This is a genomic window from Streptomyces sp. NPDC001270 (assembly GCF_042896695.1).
Classification (GTDB): domain Bacteria; phylum Actinomycetota; class Actinomycetes; order Streptomycetales; family Streptomycetaceae; genus Streptomyces.
Genome location: NZ_JBIAXM010000047.1, coordinates 23,677 through 45,626 on the forward strand (window position 1 = coordinate 23,677; position 21,950 = coordinate 45,626).

At 71.5% G+C, this 21,950-nt stretch carries 16 protein-coding genes; 13 read left to right on the forward strand and 3 right to left on the reverse strand.

What is annotated here, in order from left to right; genetic code table 11:
- The first annotated feature begins 180 nt into the window (after positions 1-180).
- The 11 genes from ACFY2B_RS41430 to ACFY2B_RS41480 all read left to right on the forward strand — a co-directional run bounded on the left by ACFY2B_RS41430 (position 181) and on the right by ACFY2B_RS41480 (position 17,187).
- The gene (locus ACFY2B_RS41430) at positions 181-1,554 is read left to right on the forward strand and encodes an aminopeptidase P family protein (RefSeq protein WP_390768234.1); all 1,374 of its coding nucleotides are present in this window, start codon (positions 181-183) and stop codon (positions 1,552-1,554) included.
- 40 nt (positions 1,555-1,594) lie between these two features.
- Positions 1,595-2,761 carry an NAD(P)/FAD-dependent oxidoreductase gene (locus tag ACFY2B_RS41435; RefSeq protein ID WP_390768235.1) on the forward strand — a complete coding sequence of 389 codons (1,167 nt, stop codon included), beginning with the start codon at positions 1,595-1,597 and terminating at the stop codon, positions 2,759-2,761.
- 87 nt (positions 2,762-2,848) lie between these two features.
- Positions 2,849-3,169, forward strand: coding sequence for a (2Fe-2S)-binding protein (locus ACFY2B_RS41440; protein WP_390768236.1), 321 nt, complete (start codon positions 2,849-2,851; stop codon positions 3,167-3,169).
- Positions 3,150-4,691: an FAD-dependent oxidoreductase gene (locus ACFY2B_RS41445; RefSeq protein WP_390768237.1), complete on the forward strand. Its 1,542-nt coding sequence runs from the start codon at positions 3,150-3,152 to the stop codon at positions 4,689-4,691. Before ACFY2B_RS41440 ends, ACFY2B_RS41445 begins: the two co-directional genes overlap by 20 nt.
- A gap of 123 nt (positions 4,692-4,814) precedes the next feature.
- Entirely contained in the window at positions 4,815-5,744 is a 930-nt protein-coding gene (locus tag ACFY2B_RS41450) for a dihydrodipicolinate synthase family protein (RefSeq protein ID WP_390768238.1), read from the forward strand.
- 31 nt (positions 5,745-5,775) lie between these two features.
- Positions 5,776-6,777 (forward strand): proline racemase family protein, encoded by a 1,002-nt coding sequence (locus tag ACFY2B_RS41455; protein WP_390768239.1) that lies wholly within the window; start codon positions 5,776-5,778, stop codon positions 6,775-6,777.
- A gap of 219 nt (positions 6,778-6,996) precedes the next feature.
- Positions 6,997-7,716: a GntR family transcriptional regulator gene (locus tag ACFY2B_RS41460; RefSeq protein ID WP_390768254.1), complete on the forward strand. Its 720-nt coding sequence runs from the start codon at positions 6,997-6,999 to the stop codon at positions 7,714-7,716.
- A 533-nt stretch (positions 7,717-8,249) separates the two neighbouring features.
- Positions 8,250-9,542, forward strand: a complete 1,293-nt coding sequence (locus ACFY2B_RS41465) for a cytochrome P450 (protein ID WP_390768240.1) — start codon at positions 8,250-8,252, stop codon at positions 9,540-9,542.
- A gap of 270 nt (positions 9,543-9,812) precedes the next feature.
- The gene (locus tag ACFY2B_RS41470; protein WP_390768241.1) at positions 9,813-10,091 is read left to right on the forward strand and encodes a hypothetical protein; all 279 of its coding nucleotides are present in this window, start codon (positions 9,813-9,815) and stop codon (positions 10,089-10,091) included.
- A 119-nt stretch (positions 10,092-10,210) separates the two neighbouring features.
- The gene (locus ACFY2B_RS41475) at positions 10,211-12,244 is read left to right on the forward strand and encodes an SPFH domain-containing protein (RefSeq protein WP_390768242.1); all 2,034 of its coding nucleotides are present in this window, start codon (positions 10,211-10,213) and stop codon (positions 12,242-12,244) included.
- A gap of 80 nt (positions 12,245-12,324) precedes the next feature.
- Positions 12,325-17,187, forward strand: a complete 4,863-nt coding sequence (locus tag ACFY2B_RS41480) for a DNA repair ATPase (protein ID WP_390768243.1) — start codon at positions 12,325-12,327, stop codon at positions 17,185-17,187.
- Between the two features lie 158 nt (positions 17,188-17,345).
- Here ACFY2B_RS41480 and ACFY2B_RS41485 read toward each other — a convergent pair whose 3' ends face one another.
- The gene (locus ACFY2B_RS41485) at positions 17,346-18,422 is read right to left on the reverse strand and encodes a phosphotriesterase (protein ID WP_390768244.1); all 1,077 of its coding nucleotides are present in this window, start codon (positions 18,420-18,422) and stop codon (positions 17,346-17,348) included.
- A gap of 49 nt (positions 18,423-18,471) precedes the next feature.
- Between ACFY2B_RS41485 and ACFY2B_RS41490 the strand changes: the two genes are divergently transcribed.
- On the forward strand, positions 18,472-19,299 hold the full coding sequence (locus ACFY2B_RS41490) for a LysR family transcriptional regulator (RefSeq protein WP_390768245.1): 828 nt from the start codon (positions 18,472-18,474) through the stop codon (positions 19,297-19,299).
- Between the two features lie 237 nt (positions 19,300-19,536).
- On the opposite strand, the gene ACFY2B_RS41495 is transcribed toward ACFY2B_RS41490, so the two are convergent.
- Positions 19,537-20,304: an aminoglycoside phosphotransferase family protein gene (locus tag ACFY2B_RS41495; protein ID WP_390768246.1), complete on the reverse strand. Its 768-nt coding sequence runs from the start codon at positions 20,302-20,304 to the stop codon at positions 19,537-19,539.
- Positions 20,305-20,559: 255 nt separating this feature from the next.
- On the opposite strand from ACFY2B_RS41495, the gene ACFY2B_RS41500 reads away from it, so the two are divergent.
- Positions 20,560-21,090, forward strand: a complete 531-nt coding sequence (locus tag ACFY2B_RS41500; RefSeq protein ID WP_390768255.1) for a DUF1275 family protein — start codon at positions 20,560-20,562, stop codon at positions 21,088-21,090.
- On the opposite strand, the gene ACFY2B_RS41505 is transcribed toward ACFY2B_RS41500, so the two are convergent.
- Positions 21,030-21,932: an alpha/beta fold hydrolase gene (locus ACFY2B_RS41505; RefSeq protein ID WP_390768247.1), complete on the reverse strand. Its 903-nt coding sequence runs from the start codon at positions 21,930-21,932 to the stop codon at positions 21,030-21,032. The two genes, ACFY2B_RS41500 and ACFY2B_RS41505, sit on opposite strands and share 61 nt — an antisense overlap.
- Positions 21,933-21,950 lie beyond the last annotated feature (18 nt).

Sequence of the window (21,950 nt, forward strand, 5' to 3'; positions counted from 1 at the left end):
GGCGGTCGGCGGTCGGCGGTCGGCGGTCGGCGGTCGGCGGTCGGCGGTCGGCGGTCGGCGGTCGGCGGTCGGCGGTCGGCGGTCGGCGGTCGGCGGTCGGCGAGAAAAGTGGTACCCACACTGAAATTTGAAACGTCGCACAGTAGTGTGAAATGGCATGCGAGAGGTCAAGGAGGAGCGATGAACGAACCCCAGGTCGACGCACCCCGGACGGTCAGTCACGACCTGCCCGTCTCACCCGAGTTCGAGGTGTTCATGGCGGGTGACTGGACGCCCACCCCGCTGGTCGCCGACATCCGGCTGGCCGCCGCAGACTTCACCCCCGCCCGCCGCGCCCGGCTGTCCGCCCGCTTCCCCGGCGAGCGGCTGATCATCCCCGCGGGAGAGCTGAAAGTCCGCTCGAACGACTGCGACCACCGCTTCCGGCCGTACAGCGCGTACGCCTGGCTCACCGGTCTGACCGGCGAAGAACAGGCCGGGCACGTCCTGGTCCTGGAGCCGGACGGACCCCATCGGCACGAGGCGGTCCTGTACGTGCGGCCCCGCTCGCCACGTACCGACGGCGGCTTCTACCGCGACCGGCGCTACGGCGAGTTCTGGGTCGGCCGCCGCCCCGACCTCGACGAGGCCGAGCGCATGACCGGCATCCGCTGCACCGGCCTCGGCGACCGAGGAATGCTGCCGCCGGGCCGCGACGCCACGGTCGACGCGGAACTCGCCGCCGTCTTGAGCGAGTTGAGGCTGATCAAGGACGTCTGGGAAGTGGACCAGGTGCAGTTCGCCGTGGATCACACCGCCGCCGGCTTCGAAGACGTCGTACGCGACCTGCCGCGCGCCCTCGCCCACCCACGCGGTGAGCGCTGGATCGAGGGCGTGTTCGGCCTGCGCGCCCGCGCCGAGGGCAACGGCACCGGCTACGAGACCATCGTGGCGTCCGGCGCCCACGCCTGCGTCCTGCACTGGATACGCAACGACGGGCCGCTGGACGCACGGCAGTTGCTGCTCCTGGACGCGGGCGTGGAGACGGACAGCCTCTACACCGCCGACATCACCCGCACCCTGCCTCTCTCCGGGCGGTTCTCACCCGTGCAACGGCAGGTGTACGACCTCGTGCTCGCCGCCCAGGACGCGGGCATCGCGGCGCTCAGGCCGGGCGCGAGCTTCCGTGACTTCCACCGGGCCGCGATGCGCGTGATCGCGGAAGGGCTCACGGAATGGGGCGTGCTCAAAAGTCCCGAGGGCGACCTACACCGTCGCTACACCCTGTGCAGCAGCGGGCACATGCTCGGGCTCGACGTCCACGACTGCGCGCAGGCGCGGGTGGAGTCCTATCTGGACGGGGTGTTGGAAGAGGGCCAGGTGCTGACGGTCGAGCCCGGTCTCTACCTCCAACCCGACGACGAGACGCTGCCGGACGAACTGCGGGGCATGGGCGTGCGCATCGAGGACGACCTGGTCATCACCGCCGAGGGAGCACGGTTGATGTCAGGTGCCCTGCCGCGCACCCCGGACGCCATCGAGGCGTGGATGGGAGAGCTGACCGAGAGTCGCTGAGCCTCTTGGCAAGGCAAGTGCAATGTGAAATATTACTTGCGTGCCCACGAGTAGCTCTGCGGATCTCATCGTCATCGGGGCGGGTGTGGTCGGCGCGGCCTGCGCCTACTACGCGGCCCGCTCCGGCCTCTCCGTCACCGTGATCGACCGTGGCGCCGTCGCGGGCGGGACCACGGGAGCCAGCGAGGGCAATCTGCTGGTCTCCGACAAGGAACCCGGCCCCGAGCTGGAACTGGCCCTGCTGTCCGTGCGGTTGTGGCGTGAGCTGTCCGGCCTTCTGCCGCCCCCGATCGAGTACGAGGCCAAGGGCGGGCTGGTCGTCGCCCCCGACGAGGCGTCCATGGCAGCACTGCGGGACTTCGCCGCCCGGCAGGAGCGGGCGGGCGTGCAGGTGGAGCGGGTCGCAGGCGACCGGCTCCGTGACCTGGAGCCGCACCTCGCCCCGGACCTGGCGGGCGGCTTCCGCTACCCGCAGGACGCCCAGGTGCAGCCCGCACGCGCCGCCGCGCACCTGCTGCGCGCCGCGGGCGGGCAGGGCTCCGGCGGGGTGCGCCTGCGGCTCGGCGAGGAGGTGACCGGCGTCCTGACGGGTGCGAACGAGGAGGTACGGGGCGTACGCACGGCGCGCGGTGATGTGCGCGCCCCGTATGTCGTGAACGCCGCCGGGAGCTGGGGCGGCGCACTCGCCCGGCTCGCCGGCGTGGGCCTGCCGGTGCTGCCCCGGCGCGGCTTCGTCCTGGTCACCGAGCCGCTGCCGCGTGTGGTGCGGCGCAAGGTGTACGCCGCCGACTATGTCGCCGATGTCGCCAGCGGATCGGCGGGGCTGCAGACTTCCGCCGTCGTCGAGGGCACCCCGTCGGGACCGGTCCTGATCGGTGCGAGCAGGGAACGGGTCGGCTTCGACCGCACGCTGTCGGTGGAGGCGCTGCGCCGCCTCGCGGCCCAGGCCACCCGGCTGTTCCCGGTGCTCGCCGGGGTGCGCGCGATGCGGACGTACGCCGGTTTCCGCCCGTACCTGCCCGACCATCTGCCCGCGATCGGCCCGGACCCCCGCGTCCCCGGACTGCTGCACGCCTGCGGCCACGAGGGTGCGGGGATCGGGCTCGCCCCCGCAACCGGGCTGATCATCGCCCGAGTTCTGTCCGGGGCCCCACTCCCCCTGGACATCGTTCCGTTCAGACCGGACCGCTTCGGTGCGGCGGGATGACAGCCAGGACGCCGGCCGTTTCTGACCGCGGCGGTGCGCCGCCCAATCACCTGTCCCGCCTGCCCTCAGCTGAAAAGGAGCCGCTCCATGGCGCGTGACCGCACCCCCGCCGGGCTGGTCGGCGCGGCACCCGGCACCCCCTTCGAGATCACCTTCGACGGGCGCACGCTCACCGCGCTGCCGGGACAGACCATCGCCGCCGCTCTCTGGTCGGCGGGCGTCCTCGCCTGGCGCACCACCCGCCGCGACGGCCGTCCGCGCGGAGTCTTCTGCGGCATCGGTCAGTGCCACGACTGTCTCGCCACGGTCAATGACCTGCCCAATAGACGGGCCTGCCTGGTCCCCGCCCGCCCAGGCGACGTGATCACCACCCAGGAAGGGCACGGCCATGCCGAACTCACCGTCTGACGAGGCGACCGATGACGCGTATGGCGCGCTGTACGACCTCGCGGTGATCGGCGCGGGCTGCGCGGGCCTGGCGGGTGCCGTCGCCGCTGCCGAACGGGGCCTGTCCGTCGCCCTGTTGGATGCGTCTGGTCAGCTCGGCGGCCAGTTCTACCGCCACCCCGCCCCGGCCCGCGGCGCGGTGCGCCCTCAGGCGCTGCACCATGACTGGCCCGTCTTCGACCGCTTGCGCCGCCGCCTTGCGGCGAGCGACGTCGTCCACCTCGCCGGGCACCACGTCTGGACCGTGGCGCGAGCAGGCGAAGAGGAATGGGCGGTGCACGCGGTCACGGGCGCGGACGGCACGGGCGAACGCCCCGCCCGCGTGCGGGCCCGTACGGTCCTCCTCGCGACCGGTGCGTACGAACGCCACCTCCCCTTCCCCGGCTGGACGCTGCCGGGCGTCGTAGGTGCGGGCGGCGCGCAGGCGATGCTGAAGTCCGGGCTGGTGCTGCCCGGCAGGCGCGTCGTCGTGGCGGGCAGCGGCCCGCTGCTGCTCGCCGTCGCCGCCTCGCTCTCCGCTGCCGGCGCACGCGTTCCCGCGGTGGTCGAGGCGTCCGGCTATGCGGGGTACGTCCGCCGCCCCGGCGTCCTCGTCACGAACCCGCACAAGCTGAGGGAGGCCGTGGTCCACGGTGCGGGGCTGGTGCGGCGCGGCGTGCGCCTGCGCACCCGCAGCGCGGTGACCCAGGTCCACGGCACCGACCGGGTGGAGGCGGTCACCGTCTCCCGCATCGACCGCGACTGGCGGCCCCTGCCGGGGACGGGCCGCCGGATGGCCTGCGACGTGCTCGCGGTGGGGCACGGTCTCGTCCCGCAAGTGGAACTCGCCACGAGCCTCGGATGTGCGACGCGGCGGACCCAGGACGGAACGTACGCCCTCGCGTTGGACGCGTCGCAGGAGACCTCGGTGCGGGGCCTGTGGGCGGCGGGCGAGACCGGTGGGATCGGCGGTGCGGAACTCGCCCGCGCCGAGGGTGAGCTGGCGGGCATCGCGGTGGCCGCCCGGGCGCGCGACCGGTCCGACCTGGCCCGTGATCGCCGCGTGCGGGAGCTGCGACGCCGCCGCGATCGCCTGCGGGCCTTCGCCGACACGATGGCGGCCGTGCACGCGCCGGGGCCGGGCTGGGCCGGCTGGCTCGACGACGCGACGGACGTGTGCCGCTGCGAGGAGGTGAGCGCCGGCGCCGTTCGTGAGGCCCTCGCCGACTACGGCGCCCGTGACGCCCGTACCGTCAAACTCCTCACCCGCGCGGGCATGGGCTGGTGCCAGGGCAGGGTGTGCGCGCCGGCTGTGGCCTGCCTCGCGGCGGGAGCGGGCGGCGATTCCGCACCGGCGTCTCCCGAGCGTCGGCCGCTCGCGGTGCCCGTACCGCTGGGGGTGCTCGGCTCGCTCGAACCGGGCGAGCCGGTCGCCCTGCCCACCGACTCGTCCGGGCGACCCCACGCGGCCGGTCCGAACGGGCCCGGCCAGCCCGTCTCATGACGAACCGGACGAGCCACCAACAGACAGACACACCACGAGTCCGCCGGCTGATGGACCCGGCACCACTTGTGGGTGCCACACACAGCCAAATAAAATGTCACACATCATAGAAGGGGTTCCTTCATGACCGCCACCACCGCGTCCACCTCCAGCACGGCCTGGAACGCCGACCGCCCATGGCGCGGCATCATGGTCGCCACCGCACTGCCCCTGCGTGCGGACCTCTCCGTCGACTACGACGCCTACGCCGAGCACGTCCGGTGGCTCATCGACAACGGCTGCGACGGAGTGGTGCCCAACGGCTCCCTCGGCGAGTACCAGACCCTCACCGACGACGAGCGTGCCCGTGTGGTCCGCACCGCCGTCGAGGCCGCGGGGGACGGCGCGCGCGTGATGCCGGGCGTCTCCGCCTACGGCAGCGCGGAGTCCCGCCGCTGGACCGAACAGGCCGCCGAGCAGGGCTGCGGGAGCGTTCTGCTGCTCCCGCCGAACGCCTACCGCGCCGACGAGCAGGCGGTGCGCGCCCACTACGCGGACGTCGCGCGGGCCGGGCTGCCCATCGTGGGGTACAACAATCTCCTCGACACCAAGGTCGATCTCACCCCCGCGCTCCTCGCCCAACTCCACGGCGACGGCAGCATCGTGGCCGTGAAGGAGTTCAGCGGCGACGTCCGCAGGGCCTACGAGATCGCCGAACTCGCTCCCGAACTCGACGTGCTGATCGGCGCGGACGACGTCCTGCTCGAACTTTCCCTGGCCGGCGCGGTCGGCTGGATCGCCGGCTACGCGAACGTCTTCCCCGCCACCTGTGCCGAGCTGTACCACGCCGCCACCACCGGCCGCCTCGACACCGCGCTCCCGCTGTACAAGTCACTGCACTCGCTGCTGCGCTGGGACTCCCAGACCCAGTTCGTGCAGGCCATCAAGCTGTCCATGGGCCTCGTCGGCCGCCACGCCGGCCCCACGCGCCCACCGCGTATGCCGCTGTCCGCCGCGCCGGAGACCTCGGTCCGCGCGGCGACCGAGAAGGCCGTCGCCGACGGCCTCCGCTGACCCCGATCAGCCCTACCGGAAGGGACGTCCATTGCGTACCCGTCACGTCTTCCACGCCGTCGACTCGCACACCGAAGGCATGCCGACCCGTGTGATCACCGGAGGTGTCGGGGTGATCCCCGGCGCCACGATGGCGGAGCGCAGGCTCCACTTCATCGAGCACCTGGACCACCTGCGCACACTCCTGATGTACGAGCCTCGCGGTCACGCCTCGATGAGCGGCGCGATCCTCCAGCCGCCGACGCGCCCCGACGCCGATTTCGGCGTGCTGTACATCGAGGTCTCCGGCGTGCTGCCGATGTGCGGACACGGCACCATCGGCGTGGCCACCGTCCTCGTCGAGACCGGCATGGTCCCCGTCGCCGACACCACGACCGTCCGCCTCGACACCCCGGCCGGACTCGTCACCGTCGACGTACACGTCGAGGACGGCGCGGCGAAGTCGGCCACGCTCACCAACGTCCCCGCCTACTGTGCCGGCCTGGACCGCAAGGCGGACGTGCCGGGGTACGGGACGGTGACGTACGACCTCGCCTTCGGCGGAAACTTCTACGCCTTTGTCGAACTGGACGCGCTGGGGCTGCCGTTCGACCGCTCCCGCAAGGACGACCTGCTCGCGGCCGGGCTGGCCATCATGGACGCGATCAACGCATCGCCGGACCGCCCCGTCCACCCGGAGCAGCCCGAGATCGCCGGGGTCAAGCACGTCTACCTCGCCGCCCCCGGCTCTGACGCGCACCGTTCACGTCATGCCATGGCCATCGCCCCGGGCTGGTTCGACCGCTCACCGTGCGGCACCGGCACCTCGGCACGGATGGCGCAGCTGCACGCCCGCGGCGCACTGCCGCTGCACCGCGACTTCGTCAACGAGTCCTTCATCGGTTCCGAGTTCACCGGCCGTCTCGTGGCGGAGACCGAGGTCGGCGGAATACCCGCCGTCGTTCCCCGCATCACCGGGCGCGCCTGGATCACGGGCACCGCCCAGTACTTCCTCGACCCGGACGATCCCTTCCCCGGAGGCTTCCTTCTCTGACCACCGGGCCGGTCCCGATTCCGTCTGCCCTTCGGCGGAGCCGAGGCAGCCGGCCACGGCCCACGCGAACAAGGACTTGACGCCCTGGCGTTCTCCACCAGCGGCCACCTGCACACGGGCGCCCGCACACGCGCAGACCCTCGCGAGAGCAACATGACATTATACTCTGGTGATCCGCTCGGCCGCGAGGGCACGGGGCACGAAGGGAACACCACCGCCATGGGCCACCTCAAGCAGCGCAACCTCATCACCACCAGGGAGCGGCTGCGCGACCAGGTAGCCCACGCCTTGCGCGCCGCGCTGATCTCCGGCGAACTGCGGCCGGGCGAGGTCTACTCGGCGCCCGGTCTGGCCGAGGACTTCGGCATCTCCGCGACACCGGTGCGCGAGGCGATGCTCGACCTCGCCCGCGAGGGCCTCGTCGAGCCGGTCCGCAACAAGGGCTTCCGCGTCACCGAGGTCAACGAACGCGACCTCGACCAGTACACCGAGATCCGCACCCTGATCGAGGTCCCCATGATCGGCCGGGTCACCCGCAGCGCCGCCCGCGAGGAGCTGGAGGCGCTGCGTCCGGTGGCCGAGGACATCGTGCGCGCCGCGCGCGAGCACGACCTCATCGGCTATCTGGAGGCCGACCGCCGGTTCCATCTCTCCCTGCTCGCGCTCACCGGAAACGACCGGCTCGTCGAAACCGTCGGCGACCTGCGCAAACGCTCACGCCTGTACGGACTGACCGCTCTGGACGAGCGCGACCAGCTGATCCCGTCCGCCGAAGAGCACATCGAACTCCTCGACCTGATGGTCGCGGGTGACGCGAAGGGTGCCGAGAAGTGCATCGCCCGCCACCTCGGGCATGTGCGTTCACTCTGGGCCATGGGTGAGCGGGAGCCGGAGCCGGCCGGGCGCACACCCAGGAGAAGGCTGGGCGCGGCCCACTGAGCCCGGCCAGGGACGGGGACAGGTGCCGATGCGGTCGGCGAGCCTCAGCGCCGACGGGCCCCATCCGTAGCTCCCCGACCGACACCATTGTCTCCGCAGGTCAGGCGAGCCTCTGCACGGCCCCGGACCTGTACGGGTGGGAGCGCTCCGGAAGCCCTCGTGCGATCCCTGTGCTCCATCGGGGCGACGGCGGTGTGCTTGCGGGCCCGGTCCGCCAGCACACGTCTGACATCCATGCGCACGACCGATGCCCCAAATATGAGATATGTGCCATATATGGCAAGGTGGATTGTGTGGCAATTGCTGCCGAAGACAGGCGAGAGGAGTGCATCATGATCGCCAAGCTGCTCGGCAAGCTGTCCTTCAGCCGCCACTACGGTGCGTACGGGGCCGGATGGGACGCGTACACCGGCGACGACACAGTCTGACCGCACTGCCGGCGGGCACCTCTGGGCGCCCGCCGGCGCCCAGACACGCTGCCGACGACATCGGCCTGGACAGGCACGAGTGTCAGGAACGATCTCATGGGCCGAATGCATGAGCCGCCTCGGTTGCCCGAAGGCAGCTTCGCGGCCTGGAGCCGCGACCGGCTGGCCATGGCGCGCCGTGGCGCTGACGAGTGCGGGGACGTCTGGCAGTTGGAGCCGGGTGTCTACGTAGCCGCTGCGGCCGGGCCGTGTGAGGCGGTTCTGCGCCGCGCGCAGGACTTCCGCAGGGCGGCCTCGCCTCTCTTCCCGCCGTTGAAGCGGCCGAGCGGAGCACCGACGTCCGAGGAGCGTGCGCACGCTCACGCCGCCCGGATGCGCGGACTGCGCCCGCAGGCGGTTGCGGCCCGGATCGGTGAGATCGCGCCCGGGACCGCTCGATTTGCCGACCAGTGGCCCACGGGCCGGGACGTCGAGATTCTGCCCCCGGTCCGGGACACCCTGGCAGGGATCGGCGTGCGCTACCTCTTCTCCGAGGACACTCCCACCCTGCTGCCCCTCGCCTCACAACTCTTCCTGGCCCGGGAGGTGCTCGTACGTCCCTCGCGCTGGGTATGGCCGCGCTGGATCCCCACACCGGCACGGCGGTTCCGCACCCGGCAGCAAGTCGCCTTCACCGACGCTCTGCGGCCCGTCGTCCGGCGGCGCCGTTCATCGGGCCGGCTCGGTGACGACATGCTGGGCCAGATGCTCCAGCCCTCCCCCCACTACGGTCTGCTGCCGGAAGAGGTCGTCCTCGACACCCTCCCCGGCATCACGGTCGCCACCTTCGAGACACCTTCCCGGGCAGCCGGCTGGATCCTGCTCCACCTGGCCCGGTACCCCCAGGCAGCGGACCGCGTCGCGACCGAAGCCGGCTTGCTGCCCGCGGACCCGGCCGCGACGACCAGCACCCACCTCGACAGCCTGCGCTACACCCAGGCGCTGGTACGCGAGGTGCTCCGACTGCACCCCCCGAGCTGGCTGCTGACCCGGCACGCCACGCGCCAGACTCAACTCGCCGACTGCACCATCGACGCCGGGTCCACGGTTCTCGTCTGCCCCTACACCGCCCACCGCGACGCACGGGAACACTCCGAGCCGGACCGGTTCCAGCCCGAACGCTGGCTCGACGATGCGGGCTCGCCGGCGAAACCCGGGGCCTTCCTCGCCTTCGGTACCGGGCCGCACGGCTGCGAGGGAGCGGCCCTGGCCATGGCGATGCTGACGCTCCTGACCGCGCAGACCGCCCGCCGCCACCACGTGAGCGAGCCGCCCGGACCGGAACCCAGCTACCAGGTGACCACCTTCGGAGGTCTCGCAACCGTCGGCCTGCGCCTGCGTGCCACCTTGCGCAACTGAGGGCAGCCGCGGGCGCGCTCCCGGCCGAGACCCGCACCGGCACGGGAGGAACCCTTGACCGGCCTGGGGGAAGATCCGCTCGAAGCCAGGGGACTGGACAGCCGGGCCTCCTGCCGCGCCCCGCTCCGGCACCCGCGGCGAGGTGCGGTGACCGGCATTCAGGAGACGTCAAGACTGCCGGGCGACGGCAGTGTGTGAGGGGGCGTTCCCGGTTCAAGATGAGGGCGGCAGCGACAGGGGAGCCGGGAACTCGGATCGGGGGGCGAGGACATGGGACAGGTCGTCGACGTATCCGTGCGCTTCCCCGCCGTCACCTTCACCCCGGTCCTCGTGGTCGCTCTCGGCTTCCGGGCGCCGGTTCGGCTGGGCCGGATCGACCCGCGGGGCTTCGACGCCGACGCACCGTCGCCGCCCCGGTCTCTCGGCGGGATTCCGATCGCCGCCCGGCCACGACGGTGCGCGTCCCTCCTCGCCGGGCTGTTCCCTCACCGGCTGACCGCGGCCGCCGGCGCCCCGTACGACCCCGGCAGTCCCCGTTCCCACGGTTGAACCCAGCCGAACGCCCTCGCCGACGCACCGGGCGCCGCACCGCCGCGCGCCTTCCCGCAGCCGAGCGGGCCCCGCCTCCCGCCGAGGCACCGACTTCTCGCAGACCCGAAGGATTGTGCATGAACACCATCGCCATGGGCATCGGCGTGCTCGTCATCGTCTGCCTGCTCGCCACACTCGTCGTCTCCCGGCTCTTCCGCAAGGTGGAGCAGGGCAAGGCCCTGATCGTCTCCAAGCTGCGGAAGGTCGACGTGACCTTCACCGGCCAGGTCGTGCTGCCGGTGCTGCACAAGGCCGAGGTGATGGACATCTCGGTGAAGACGATCGAGATCACCCGGGCCGGCAAGGAGGGCCTGATCTGCCGGGACAACATCCGGGCGGACATCCGCATCTCGTTCTTCGTGAAGGTCAACAAGTCCGTCGGGGACGTCATCAAGGTCGCCCAGGCGGTCGGTACGGCGCGGGCCAGCGACCAGAGGACGTTGCAGGAGCTGTTCCACGCGAAGTTCTCCGAGGCGCTGAAGACCGTCGGCAAGCAGATGGACTTCACCGACCTGTACACCAAGCGCGAGGAACTCCGCTACAACATCATCGAGTTGATCGGTATCGACCTCAACGGCTACCACCTGGAGGACGCGGCGATCGACTACCTGGAGCAGACGCCGCTCACCCAACTGGACCCGGCCAACGTCCTCGACGCCCAGGGCATCCGCAAGATCACCGAGCTGACGGCCGTGGAGCACGTGCGCACCAACGAGGCCCAGCGCACCGAGGAGAAGGAGATCACCCGGCAGAACGTCGACGCCCGCGAGGCCATTCTGGAGCTGGAGCGACGGCAGGCGGACGCCGAGATCAAGCAGCGCCGGGAGATCGAGACCGTACGGGCCCGCGAGGAGGCGGAGACCGCGCGGGTGGTGGAGGAGGAGCGGCTGCGGTCGCAGGGCGCCTTCCTGCGCACCGAGGAACAGCTCGGCGTCCAGCGGGAGAACCAGGCCCGCGAGGTCGCCGTCGCCGCGAAGAACCGTGAGCGGGTCATCGCCGTGGAGAACGAACGCATCGAGAAGGACCGCGTGCTGGAGGCCATCGCCCGGGAACGGGAGACGCAGCTGACGAGGATCGCCGCCGACAAGGAGGTCGAGGCGGAGAAGCGGGAGATCGCCGAGGTCATCCGCGAACGCGTCGCCGTGGACCGCACGGTCGCCGAGCAGGAGGAGGCAATCAAGAAGCTGCGGGCCGTGGAGCAGGCGGAACGCGACCGCCAGGCCGTCGTCATCACCGCCGAGGCCGAGGCGCAGGAGAAGTTCGTCAAGGACATCAAGGCCGCCGAGGCCGCCGAGCAGGCCGCCGTGCACCGCGCTGCCGAGGAACTCACCCTGGCCGAGGCGCGGTTGAAGTCGGCCGACCTCGACGCCCAGGCCAAGCTGCGGCTGGCGGAGGGGGTCCGGGCCGAGGCCGCGGCGGAGGGTCTGGCCGTCGTCCAGGTCCGGGACAAGGAGGCCGAGGTCGTCGAGAAGGCCGGCCGTGCGGAGGCCGAGGCGGCCGGGGCGCGGATGCGGGCCGAGGCGGAGGGCGCCCGCGCGAAGGCGCTCGCCGAGGCCGAGGGCATCGGGGAGAAGCTGAAGGCGGAGGCGGCCGGCCTGACCGAGAAGGCGGCGGCGATGGCCGCGCTCGACGAGGCGTCCCGCGGTCACGAGGAGTTCCGGCTGCGGTTGCAGGCGGAGAAGGACATCCGGCTGGCCGGACTCGACGTGCACAAGCAGGTCGCCGAGGCCCAGGCCACCGTCCTCGCCACCGGCCTGGAGAACGCCGACATCAACATCGTGGGCGGCGAGTCGGTCTTCTTCGACCGCCTGGTCTCCGCCATCTCGCTCGGCAGGAGCGTGGACGGGTTCGTGCAGCACTCCGAGACGGCACAGGCCCTCGCCCGGCCCTGGCTGGACGGTTCGTCGAGCCTCACCGACGACCTCGGTCGCGTCCTCGGCTCGGTCTCCACGGCGGACGTGCAGAACCTGACCGTGTCCGCGCTGCTGATGAAGCTGATGAAGAACGGCGGAGCGAACGCGGGGCACGTCCAGCAACTCCTGGACAGGGCCGGTGAGCTGGGCCTCGCCGACACCTCCCTCGCCGCCCTCAACGGCAGCGCCGAGGGCTGACCGACCCGTGGTCCAAAGCTGCCGCACGGGGGGCGGCGGCTCCGGGCCATGTCTCTGCTCCGACTTCCTGAGAGGGCTCCATGACCACCGGCCTGGACACCGGCACGTACGAGGTGCTGCGCGACCGCCTCACCGCGCAGGCCGCCGAACTCGCCCGCCGCACCGAGGCGCTCGACGCCCGCAGGATCGAGGAGTTCGGCACCACACGACTGGAACTCGCCGGCACCGAGCGGCTGCGCACGGAACACACGTGTGTGCCCCGGGACATCGTCCCGGTCGGCGACGTCCTGCTCTTCGGCCACAACGTCTTCCTCGGCCCGAAGCCCGGGACGACCGTCGGCGACGTCTTCACACTGCACGACCGCGACCTGAACCGGCTCCCGGACGACGCCGTCCCCGGCCTGCTGGACGACCCGGCCTTCCGCCGGGAGTTCGCGGCCCTGTACCGCTACTACCGCCAGGCCCACCTCCGCCGGCTCCGCCGGGTCGACGGCAAACTGCTGGCCGTCTTCCAGACCGGGGAAAAGGCCGGGGACATCCGCGTCCTGCGCTGGGCGGTGAGCGACGACGGCCAGGTGTCCTTCCTGGACGCGCGCGGCGACCGCGACCACGTCTTCCCGCCCTCCCACGACTTCGACTGGACGCGTACGACCCGCGAGGACCACGTCCACGGCCGCCATCCGCACGTCTCCATCGGGGGCGAGGTGTTCGTGGACACCATCGGCGGCACCCTCACCGTCAAGGTCGAGAACGACACCGGGACCGGTGCGGGCGTCCATGCCGAGCCGGTCGCCGAGCCGCTCCAGTCCCTCGCCGACGCGGACATCGCGTACGCGCGCGTGGGTGCCCTGATCCTGTTGCGGATCCGCCCCTACAACGAGGACACCGACCGCTACCTGGTGTTCCACACGCTCACCAGGTCGGTGGTCCGGCTGGACGGCATCGGCCAGGCGTGCCGAAGGCTGCCCGAGGACCAGGGCATCGTGTTCCCGGGCGGCTACTGCCTGGCCACGGGCTCGTACCGGACGTTCGACGGCGTCGACACCGACGGCCTTCAGTTCGAGCGTCTGGTCCGCTCGCCCAACGGCGAGGACGTGCTGTTCGCTTTCCGCGCGCGCGTGGCGGGACACAGCCTGCTGCTGCCCTACAACGTGATCCGCAAGGAGGTCGCCACCCCGCTGTCCTGCCACGGCTGGGCCCTGTTCGACGACGGCGCCCTCCTCGTCCTGCGTGCCGACAGCGACGAGCCGCAGCGCGTGCACCCCGTCCAGCGGTGGAACTCCCCGTACGTCTCCGACACCCACGCCGCCGCCCAGCCGGCCGGCTCCGGCCCGCTGGCCCGCGTCGGCAACGCCGACCTCGTGCGCGGCATCTCCGACTGCCTGTCCCTCACCCGCGCCGTCACCGGGACGACACCGACGAGCGAGGTGTACGAGGCGCTCGCCGCGGCCTGCGTCCGCGCCGCCGACTCCCACCACTGGCTGGCCGAGCCCGAACTCGGCGATCTGCGCGAGCCGCTCACGCAGCTGCGGAGCACCGCCGAACAGGTCCTGGCCGAGTTCGAGACCGTCCAGGACCTCACCCGCCGGGCCGCCGAGGCGCTCGACGAGGGCGCGGCGCGGATCGCCGCCGTCGTACGGCGTCTGCGCGGCGAGGCCCCGCGAAGCGCCGCCGCCTGGGTGGCCGGTCTGACCGAACTCCGCCGCGCCCAGGGCCACCTGCTCACCCTGAAGGACCTGCGGTACGCCGACACCGGCCGCATCGACGAACTCGTGGCCGGGACCGAGGCCGACCTGGCCTCCTTCGGGCGGCGGGCCGTCACCCACCTCGCCCGCGAGGACGCCTTCGCCGGACACCGGGCCGACATCGAGCACCTCGTCGCCGACGCCGAGGCGATCGCCACGGTGGCCGAGGCGGCACCCCTCACCGTCCGCCTCGACGAACTCGCCGACAGACTGCGTACGGTGACCGAGACCGTCGCCGGCCTCGACATCGGCGACGCCACCGTCCGCACGGCCGTACTGGAGCGGATCGCCGGGGTGCTGGGCGGCGTCAACCGTGCCCGCGCCACGCTCGACGGCCGCCGCCGCGCACTCCTCGACCGTGAGGGCCGGGCCGAGTTCGCCGCCGAGTTCGCCCTGCTGGGCCAGTCGGTCACCGGAGCTCTCGCGGCCGCTGACAGCCCCGAGGCGTGCGACGAGCAGCTCGCCCGGACGCTGGTGCAGCTGGAGAACCTGGAGTCCCGGTTCGCGGAGTTCGACGACTTCCTCGGCGCGCTCGCCGACCAGCGGGACGAGGTCCACGAGGCGTTCTCCGCACGCAAGCAGACCCTCGCCGACGCCCGCGCCCGCCGCGCGGAACGCCTCGCCGACTCGGCGGCGCGGATCCTGCGGACCGTCACCCGCCGCGCCGCCGGCCTGGCCGACGCGGACGCCGTCGCCACCTACTTCACCTCCGACCCGATACCCGCCAAGGTCCGCCGCCTGGCCGGTGAACTGCGCGAACTCGGCGACCCGGTCAAGGCGGAGGAGCTGGACGGCCGTCTGAAGTCCGCCCGCCAGGACGCCCTCAGGGCCCTGCGTGACCGCGCCGAGCTGTACACCGACGACGGCCGCACCCTCCGCCTCGGCACCCACCGTTTCGCCGTCAACACCCAGCCCCTCGACCTTACCCTCGTCCCGCACGGCGACGGCCTCGCCTTCGCCCTCACCGGCACCGACTACCGCTCACCGGTGACGGACCCCGACTTCACGGCGACCCGCTCGTACGGGGACCGGCCGCTGCCGTCGGAGTCGCCGGAGGTCTACCGCGCGGAGTACCTCGCCGCCCGGCTCCTGGCGGAACACGGCCCGGCAGCTCTCGCGGACGCCGACCTGCCCGCTCTCGTACGGCAGGCGGCGGAGGCCGCCTACGACGAGGGGTACGAACGCGGCGTCCACGACCACGACGCGGTCCTGGTCCTCACCGTCCTCCTGCGTCTGCACGAGGACGCGGGCCCCCTGCGCCACGAGCCCGCGGCCCGCGCAGCGGCCCAGTTGTACTGGGCGCACGACACCACGGCCGGCGAACGCGAGGTCTGGACGCGGCGTGCGGTGTCCCTGGCCCGCGCCCGGAACACGTTCGGCCCGGCGCCCGCGATCGCCGGCCTGAAGCAGGAACTGGCGGAGGCGATCGGCGCGGAAGACGCCGCCGCGTACCTCTTCGAGGAGCTGACGACCGGCCCCGAAGGCTTCGTCATCAGCGGCGGCACCCGCACGCTGCTCGACACGTTCCGCCGTACGGCGGGCACTTCGGCGTACGACGACGATCTGGCCGCCCTCGGCGACCTGGCCGCGCGGCGCCAGCTCGTCGAGGCGTGGCTCACCTCGTACACGGCCGCGACCGGCACCGGCGTCCTGGCCGGCGACCTGGCCGAGGCGGTGGCCGCGGAGCTCTGCCCCGGCCTGACCCGGTACGACTCCCACGCGCCGCTGACCGGGACGGTCGAAGGACTGCTGGGTGCCCATCCCCGCATCACCGACCGCACGCTGTCCCTCCGCATCGACGAGTTCCTCGCCCGCACCCACGCGTTCCGCACGCACGACGTCCCCGGACACCGCGCCCACCAGCGCCGCCGCACGGAACTGGCCGCCGCCGAACACGCCCGGCTCCGCCTGGACGAGTACCGGCCCCGGACCATGTCCGCCTTCGTCCGCGGCAGGCTCATCGACGAGGTGTACCTCCCCCTGATCGGCGACAGCCTCGCCAAGCAGCTCGGCACCACCGGCGCCTCGAAGCGCACGGACACCGGCGGCCTGCTCCTGCTGGTCTCCCCGCCCGGCTACGGCAAGACGACGCTGATGGAGTACGTCGCCGACCGCCTCGGCCTGCTCCTGGTCAGGGTCGACGGTCCGGCCCTCGGACCCGCGGTCACCTCTCTCGACCCGGCCGAGGCGCCGAACGCCACCGCCCGCCAGGAAGTAGAGAAGATCAACTTCGCGCTGGCTGCGGGCAACAACACCCTCCTGTACCTCGACGACATCCAGCACACCTCGCCCGAGCTGCTGCAGAAGTTCATCCCGCTGTGCGACGCCACCCGCCGCGTCGAAGGCGTCCGGGACGGTCGGCCGCACACCCACGACCTGCGCGGCAAGCGCTTCGCCGTCTGCATGGCAGGCAACCCGTACACCGAGTCCGGCGAGCGCTTCCGCGTCCCCGACATGCTCGCCAACCGCGCCGACGTGTGGAACCTCGGCGACGTCCTGACCGGCAAGGAGGATGTCTTCGCGCTCAGTTTCGTGGAGAACGCGCTCACCGCGAACCCGGTGCTCGCGCCGCTCGCCGGCCGCGACCGCGCCGACCTCGACCTGCTGGTCCGACTCGCCGAAGGCGACCCGACCGCCCGCGCCGACAGGCTGACCCACCCCTACGCCCCCGCCGAGTTGGAGCGGATCCTGGCCGTGCTGCGCCACGTGCTCGCCGCCCGCGAGACGATCCTGGCGGTCAACGCCGCGTACATCGCCTCCGCCGGCCGGTCCGGGACCGCGCGCACCGAACCGCCCTTCCTTCTCCAGGGCTCGTACCGCACCATGAACAAGATCGCCCAGCGCATCCAGCCGGTCATGAACGGCGCCGAGCTGTCCGCGCTGATCGACGACCACTACGCGGCCGAGGCCCAGACCCTCACCACCGGCGCCGAGGCCAACCTGCTGAAGCTGGCCGAACTGCGCGGCACGCTCACCCCGGAGCAGGCCGCCCGCTGGGCCGACGTCAAGAACGCCCACGTCCGCGCCCAGGCACTCGGCGGCCCGGAGGACGACCAGCTCACCCGTGCGATCGCGGCCCTGGGCCTGCTGGCGGACCGGATCGCCGCCGTCGAATCCGCCATCACCCGTGCCACCGGCCCGAGCCACCTCACCGCCGACGCGACGGCCCACCCCGCGGCCCGGCCGCACGCGGGGTAGCTCTCATGTCTTCCCCGTCATGGCCTGGTCCCCGGAACTGAGGCCGACCGCTCCCAGTGGGCTGCGCCGTAGCCGTCGTACTCCGATGTCACCGATCCGGGCGAGTGCGTGGGCGGCCGGGGCTCGGCGAGGGCCGGCCGCTCGCTGCACGGCCGCTCTCACTCGAAATAGCGCTTCGGGTTCTTGACGAGGATCGTGTCTATGTCGTCCTCGGAAACACCGGCCGCGCGCAGGGCAGGCAGAACATCCTCACTGATGTGCCGGTAGTTCCACTTGTCCCCGAATTCACCGGACTCGAAGAAGTCGATATAGCAGGATGCGTCGTGCGAGACGACAACACTCTCGGCATAGCCCCGGCGGACAAGTTCCACGACGGTCGCTACGCGCTGCTCGAACGGCAGGAATGCATCGACGCCAAATCGGTCCATACCCAGCAGCGAACCGTTGTCCGCCAACTCGGTGAGATATTCGATATCGGTCGAGTCTCCGGAGTGCCCGATCACCACCTTGGCCGGACTCACGCCTTCCTCGATGAAGAGGCGCTGCGCCACCAGCCCCGACCTGGACGCCGCATGCGTATGGACGGTGATCGGTGCGCCTGTTTCGATACTGGCCTGCGCCACCGCACGCATGGTCCGCTCCACCCCACGAGTCATCCCAGGGGCGTCGATAGCGCACTTGAGGAAGGCAGCGCGCACTCCCGTGTCGCCGATACCCCGCGTGATGTCCTTGATGAACAACTCGGTCAGCGGTTCGGCCATGTCCACGAACTCCCCCGGACCACGATAGCTGAACTGCGGGGGCAGATCATTGAAGGTGTACAACCCAGTGGCGACGATGATATTGAGTTCCGTCTGCTCCGCCACCCGCTGAATGCGGGGAACGTAACGGCCGAGCCCGAGAACGGTCGGATCCATGATCGTGTCTATTCCCAGAGCTTTCAGCCCGTTGAGATCGGACACCGCCTGGGCGACCTTTTCTTCCTCGTCCCACGTCGTGTCGTAGTTGAGGCGGTATTCCTCGCCGATGGCAAACACGTGCTCATGGACAAGGGTATTACCGAGCCGAGAGGAGTCGATACTGCCGGCCGCCGTAGGAATCTCAGTCATGCCCTCTCCATATACGGAAGTGGTCTTATAAGTGCTCGATCCGGAAAGCGTCCCGGCATCGCCGGCCACCGACGATGCCCGAAATGCCTGACCGTGGCGATCGGTGATTTCCAGTTGAGCACTCAAGGCACCAGGGAGCCATGACTGTTTCGAACAGGTTCGTTACCCTGAAGGTATGGATTGGTTGGAAACCCGCGAGCTGCACTACTTCGTCACGGTCGCGAAGGAACTGCACTTCGCGAAGGCGGCCGAGCGGTTGGGCATCAGCCAGCCGCCCCTCTCCCGGGCGATCGCCCGCCTCGAACGCCGCGTCGGGACAGCACTGCTCCACCGGACCAGCAGGCGGGTGGAGCTGACGCCGGCCGGCGAGTCCTTCCTCGCGGACGCACAGACCATTTTGGAGGCGATCGCGGCAGCCCCGCGCCGCGCCCGCCAGGCGGCCCGCGGAGACCGTCTCATCGTGGCGGCACGGCCGGGAACATCCGCCGGACTGCTCGCCGACGTCCTACAGGTCTACGAACGGCAGGACGACGCCCTGCCCGTCCACATCGTCTTCACCGACAACCAGGCGGGTGCCCTGCGTGACGGGACGGCGGACGTCGGGCTGCTGTGCGGCACCGACGACCTCAGCGAGGTGCGCACCGAGGAGCTGATTCCCGAGCGTTCGGTCGCGTTGGTCCCCTCCGGGCACCGCTACGCCGCATACCCCGAGGTAAGCGTCGGTGAGCTACGACAGGACCCCGCCTACCAGCCATGCCCACCATCCACCGCCCTCCACGAGATCGTCGACCTCGTGGCGCTCGGCAAGCTCGTCGTGGTGGTCGGCGAAAGCATCAGGCACAGGCTCGGCCCCGATGTCGTCGCCGTCCCCCTGGCCGACGATCCCGGCACCATGCTGGTCCTCGCCTGGCATCCGCGCAGCCTCGCGGCCCTCCGAGACGGTTTCGTGCGCGCTGCCCGCACGGTCGCCGAAGAACGCTTCACCGCAAACCCGGCCGGATGACCTGCCCGCCGCATGGGACAACGGCGTCACGTCGGCGACTCGCCCCGCGACTTGCCTCCCGACCGTCGGGTACACACTTTCACCCGCCGCCGGATGCGTCGGACCACCGGCCGAGTTCCACAGTGCTCGTCCTCGTTCCGGCCACACCGAAGGGAAGCCGTGGAACTCCCTGCGCGTGTGGGTGGCCTGGTCAGAGGCGGTCATGGGCCGGAAGCGCGGTTCGTGACGGGTGAGCCACTACTCGAACAGGTTCCGATGCGTCAGGCTCCACGTGACGCGGTTGCCGAGTTGGGTCAGCAGCCCGTTGGATACCCATGTGGCTTGGGGCTCGTGCCCTTGCCCGGCCAGGCGGCGCACGAGGTCGGCGTTGTCGCGCTGTCCGGCGATGACGGCGTCGACGATCCCGGTCGAGTCGATCCCGTAGGCGGTGCAGAAGACGTCCAACCGTCGGCGCCGGTCCGGCGGTACGGGGTAGTGCAGCCACCGCAGGCACTCGCCGTCGTCGCGGAACGGGGCGACGTATTCCAGCGCGTAGGCCACATCGCGCAATCGCGGCGCGGGGCGAGCGAAGTCCCAGTCGATGATGCCCACCGGCCGGTCGCCCTGCCAGACGACGTTCCAAGGGCCGAAGTCTCCATGGCAGACGACGTCCGCGTCGCCGAGGCCGGTACCGTCCCCTGACCACGTCGCCCAGGACGGGGGTGAGAAGTCCGCGCACGCGTCGTGGTAGTCGCACAACAGCCGGGCGAAGGCGCGCAGCCCGTCGTCAGACACCACTTTCTCCCAGGCCAGGGGCCCGGCGTCGCCGTCGATGTAGGTGAGGACCTCGCGGCCCTCGTCGTCGAATCCCAGCGGCCGGGGCGCGTAGCGGAAGCCGGCCTGCTCCAGGTGCCGCAGAAGCGCGTGGATCGTGGGCGTCCACGGTTGGGCGGGCCTGCGGACGGTGTCACCGATCCGTACGACCAGCCGATGAGCCGCGTCCTGCAACACTTCCTCGCGCGCCATCCCGGTGAAGTTACCGGTCCGTCCGAGCACCGGCATCTCGATATCGCAGGTGTGGACGGCCTGGCCGGCTCGACCTCAGCGTCGGCTGATCTCATTTCATCGGTGGTGTCGCTGGTTCCGGCATCCATCCTCGGCGTCGCAACCCTCCTGGTCCAGCTCTCCACACCGCGCCGCGGGTGCCGTCGGTGATGCGACCGCTGGTGTCGGCGCCGACGTCGGTCAACTCACTGTTGACCACCGGCAGATGCGACAGCGCTGCTCGCTCTGGTCGCACTGGTCAGCGGCAGCAGTCTGCTGACGCCCGACGGGGCAGGACCGGACCGCGGAAGCGCACCCGCCGACACTCTCTTCGCCCACGTGTCCATCGCACTCCTCACCCTGGCAGCCGGACTCCAGAACAGCACCGTCCGCCACTTCGGCGTACCCGACCTCAACACGTCCGTGCTGACCTTGACCCTCACCGCGCTGACCGCCGACAGCGCCCTCGGCGGAGGACAGCGGGCGAAGGTCCTCCGCCGGGCCGGCTCCATCGCCGCGATGCTCGGCGGCGCCGTGGTCGCCGCGGCCCTGCTCCACGTCTCGGCCGCGGCCGTCGCCGCGCTCGCCGCGGTCCTGGTCGCCCTGGTCGCCCTGGTCGCCGCGGCCTTCGCGACCGGGCGATCCGCGGTGTCCGCAGCGGAGGCCGCCGTTGGGAAAGGTGCGGTGGGGGCGGCTTGGCCACTGGGTCAGCCCCAGAACTCCCGCAGGGCGGCGTTGACGACGGCGGACTCCTGGGTGTGCGGGTAGTACCCGGGCACCCGCAGGAGGCGGCCCCCGAGGGAGTCCGTGAGGGACTCGGCCACGGCCATGAGGGGGAGCCCCACGTGCTCGCGGTACGCGGCCGGCGCGCGCTCCCAGGTTCCGCAGATCACCAGAACCGGCAGGGCGGCGCCCCGGATCACCTCCAGCGGGATTTCCGCCTCCCAGATGGGCCGCTCTCTCATGGAGGTGGCAACGGCACGGAGCCGGCGCGGCGTGGGCTCGGGCACAGCCATCCCCAGCCCCTCGGTGGACGCACGCAGATACTGCTCCGGCGTGACGCCGTCCGGGATGCCCGGGGCGCCGTCGCGCACCCGGTCGAGGAGGTCGGCGACGACTGGATGGTGCGCGGCGGCGGTGAAGGCGGAGGGTTGGATGAGGGCAAGGGAGCGGACGAGGTCGGGTCGGCGCGCGGCGGCGATGAGCGCGGCGACGGCGCCGTTCCCGTGCCCCACGAGGTGGGCGCCGCCGAGCCTCACCAAGGCCCCGTCGCCGAGAACCTCCACGACGTCCTCGGCGTCGACGTCGAAGTCGCTGCGCGCGGTGTCCGGGCTGTCGCCGTAACCCCGGCGATCCATCAGGAGGAGCCGCCGGCCGTCCGCGAGGGGCCGCTGCCCGGCAAACCCGTACGTGGAGTCGCTGCCCCAGGAGAAGATGTTGTGGATGAAGAGGGCGGGGGCGGCAGCGGCCGCCGGGGTCACCGGGGTCACCGGGGTCACCGGGGTCACCGGGGTCACCGGGGTCACCGGGACCATCGAAGCTGTCGGGGCCCGGCCTCCCCCGACTTGATCGCGGTCATCCCACACGGTCACGTGCACGGCCAAGGCCATCCTCCCGAAGCTGAGGAC

What these genes read in the sequence shown, in the direction of transcription:
- ACFY2B_RS41430 (WP_390768234.1), top strand. Translation starts at nt 181, where the DNA reads ATGAACGAACCCCAGGTCGACGCACCCCGGACGGTCAGTCACGACCTG.
- ACFY2B_RS41480 (WP_390768243.1), top strand. Translation starts at nt 12,325, where the DNA reads ATGACCACCGGCCTGGACACCGGCACGTACGAGGTGCTGCGCGACCGC.
- ACFY2B_RS41465 (WP_390768240.1), top strand. Translation starts at nt 8,250, where the DNA reads ATGCATGAGCCGCCTCGGTTGCCCGAAGGCAGCTTCGCGGCCTGGAGC.
- ACFY2B_RS41505 (WP_390768247.1), bottom strand. Translation starts at nt 21,932, where the DNA reads ATGGCCTTGGCCGTGCACGTGACCGTGTGGGATGACCGCGATCAAGTC.
- ACFY2B_RS41450 (WP_390768238.1), top strand. Translation starts at nt 4,815, where the DNA reads ATGACCGCCACCACCGCGTCCACCTCCAGCACGGCCTGGAACGCCGAC.
- ACFY2B_RS41445 (WP_390768237.1), top strand. Translation starts at nt 3,150, where the DNA reads ATGCCGAACTCACCGTCTGACGAGGCGACCGATGACGCGTATGGCGCG.
- ACFY2B_RS41490 (WP_390768245.1), top strand. Translation starts at nt 18,472, where the DNA reads ATGGATTGGTTGGAAACCCGCGAGCTGCACTACTTCGTCACGGTCGCG.
- ACFY2B_RS41460 (WP_390768254.1), top strand. Translation starts at nt 6,997, where the DNA reads ATGGGCCACCTCAAGCAGCGCAACCTCATCACCACCAGGGAGCGGCTG.
- ACFY2B_RS41475 (WP_390768242.1), top strand. Translation starts at nt 10,211, where the DNA reads ATGAACACCATCGCCATGGGCATCGGCGTGCTCGTCATCGTCTGCCTG.
- ACFY2B_RS41440 (WP_390768236.1), top strand. Translation starts at nt 2,849, where the DNA reads ATGGCGCGTGACCGCACCCCCGCCGGGCTGGTCGGCGCGGCACCCGGC.
- ACFY2B_RS41470 (WP_390768241.1), top strand. Translation starts at nt 9,813, where the DNA reads ATGGGACAGGTCGTCGACGTATCCGTGCGCTTCCCCGCCGTCACCTTC.
- ACFY2B_RS41495 (WP_390768246.1), bottom strand. Translation starts at nt 20,304, where the DNA reads ATGGCGCGCGAGGAAGTGTTGCAGGACGCGGCTCATCGGCTGGTCGTA.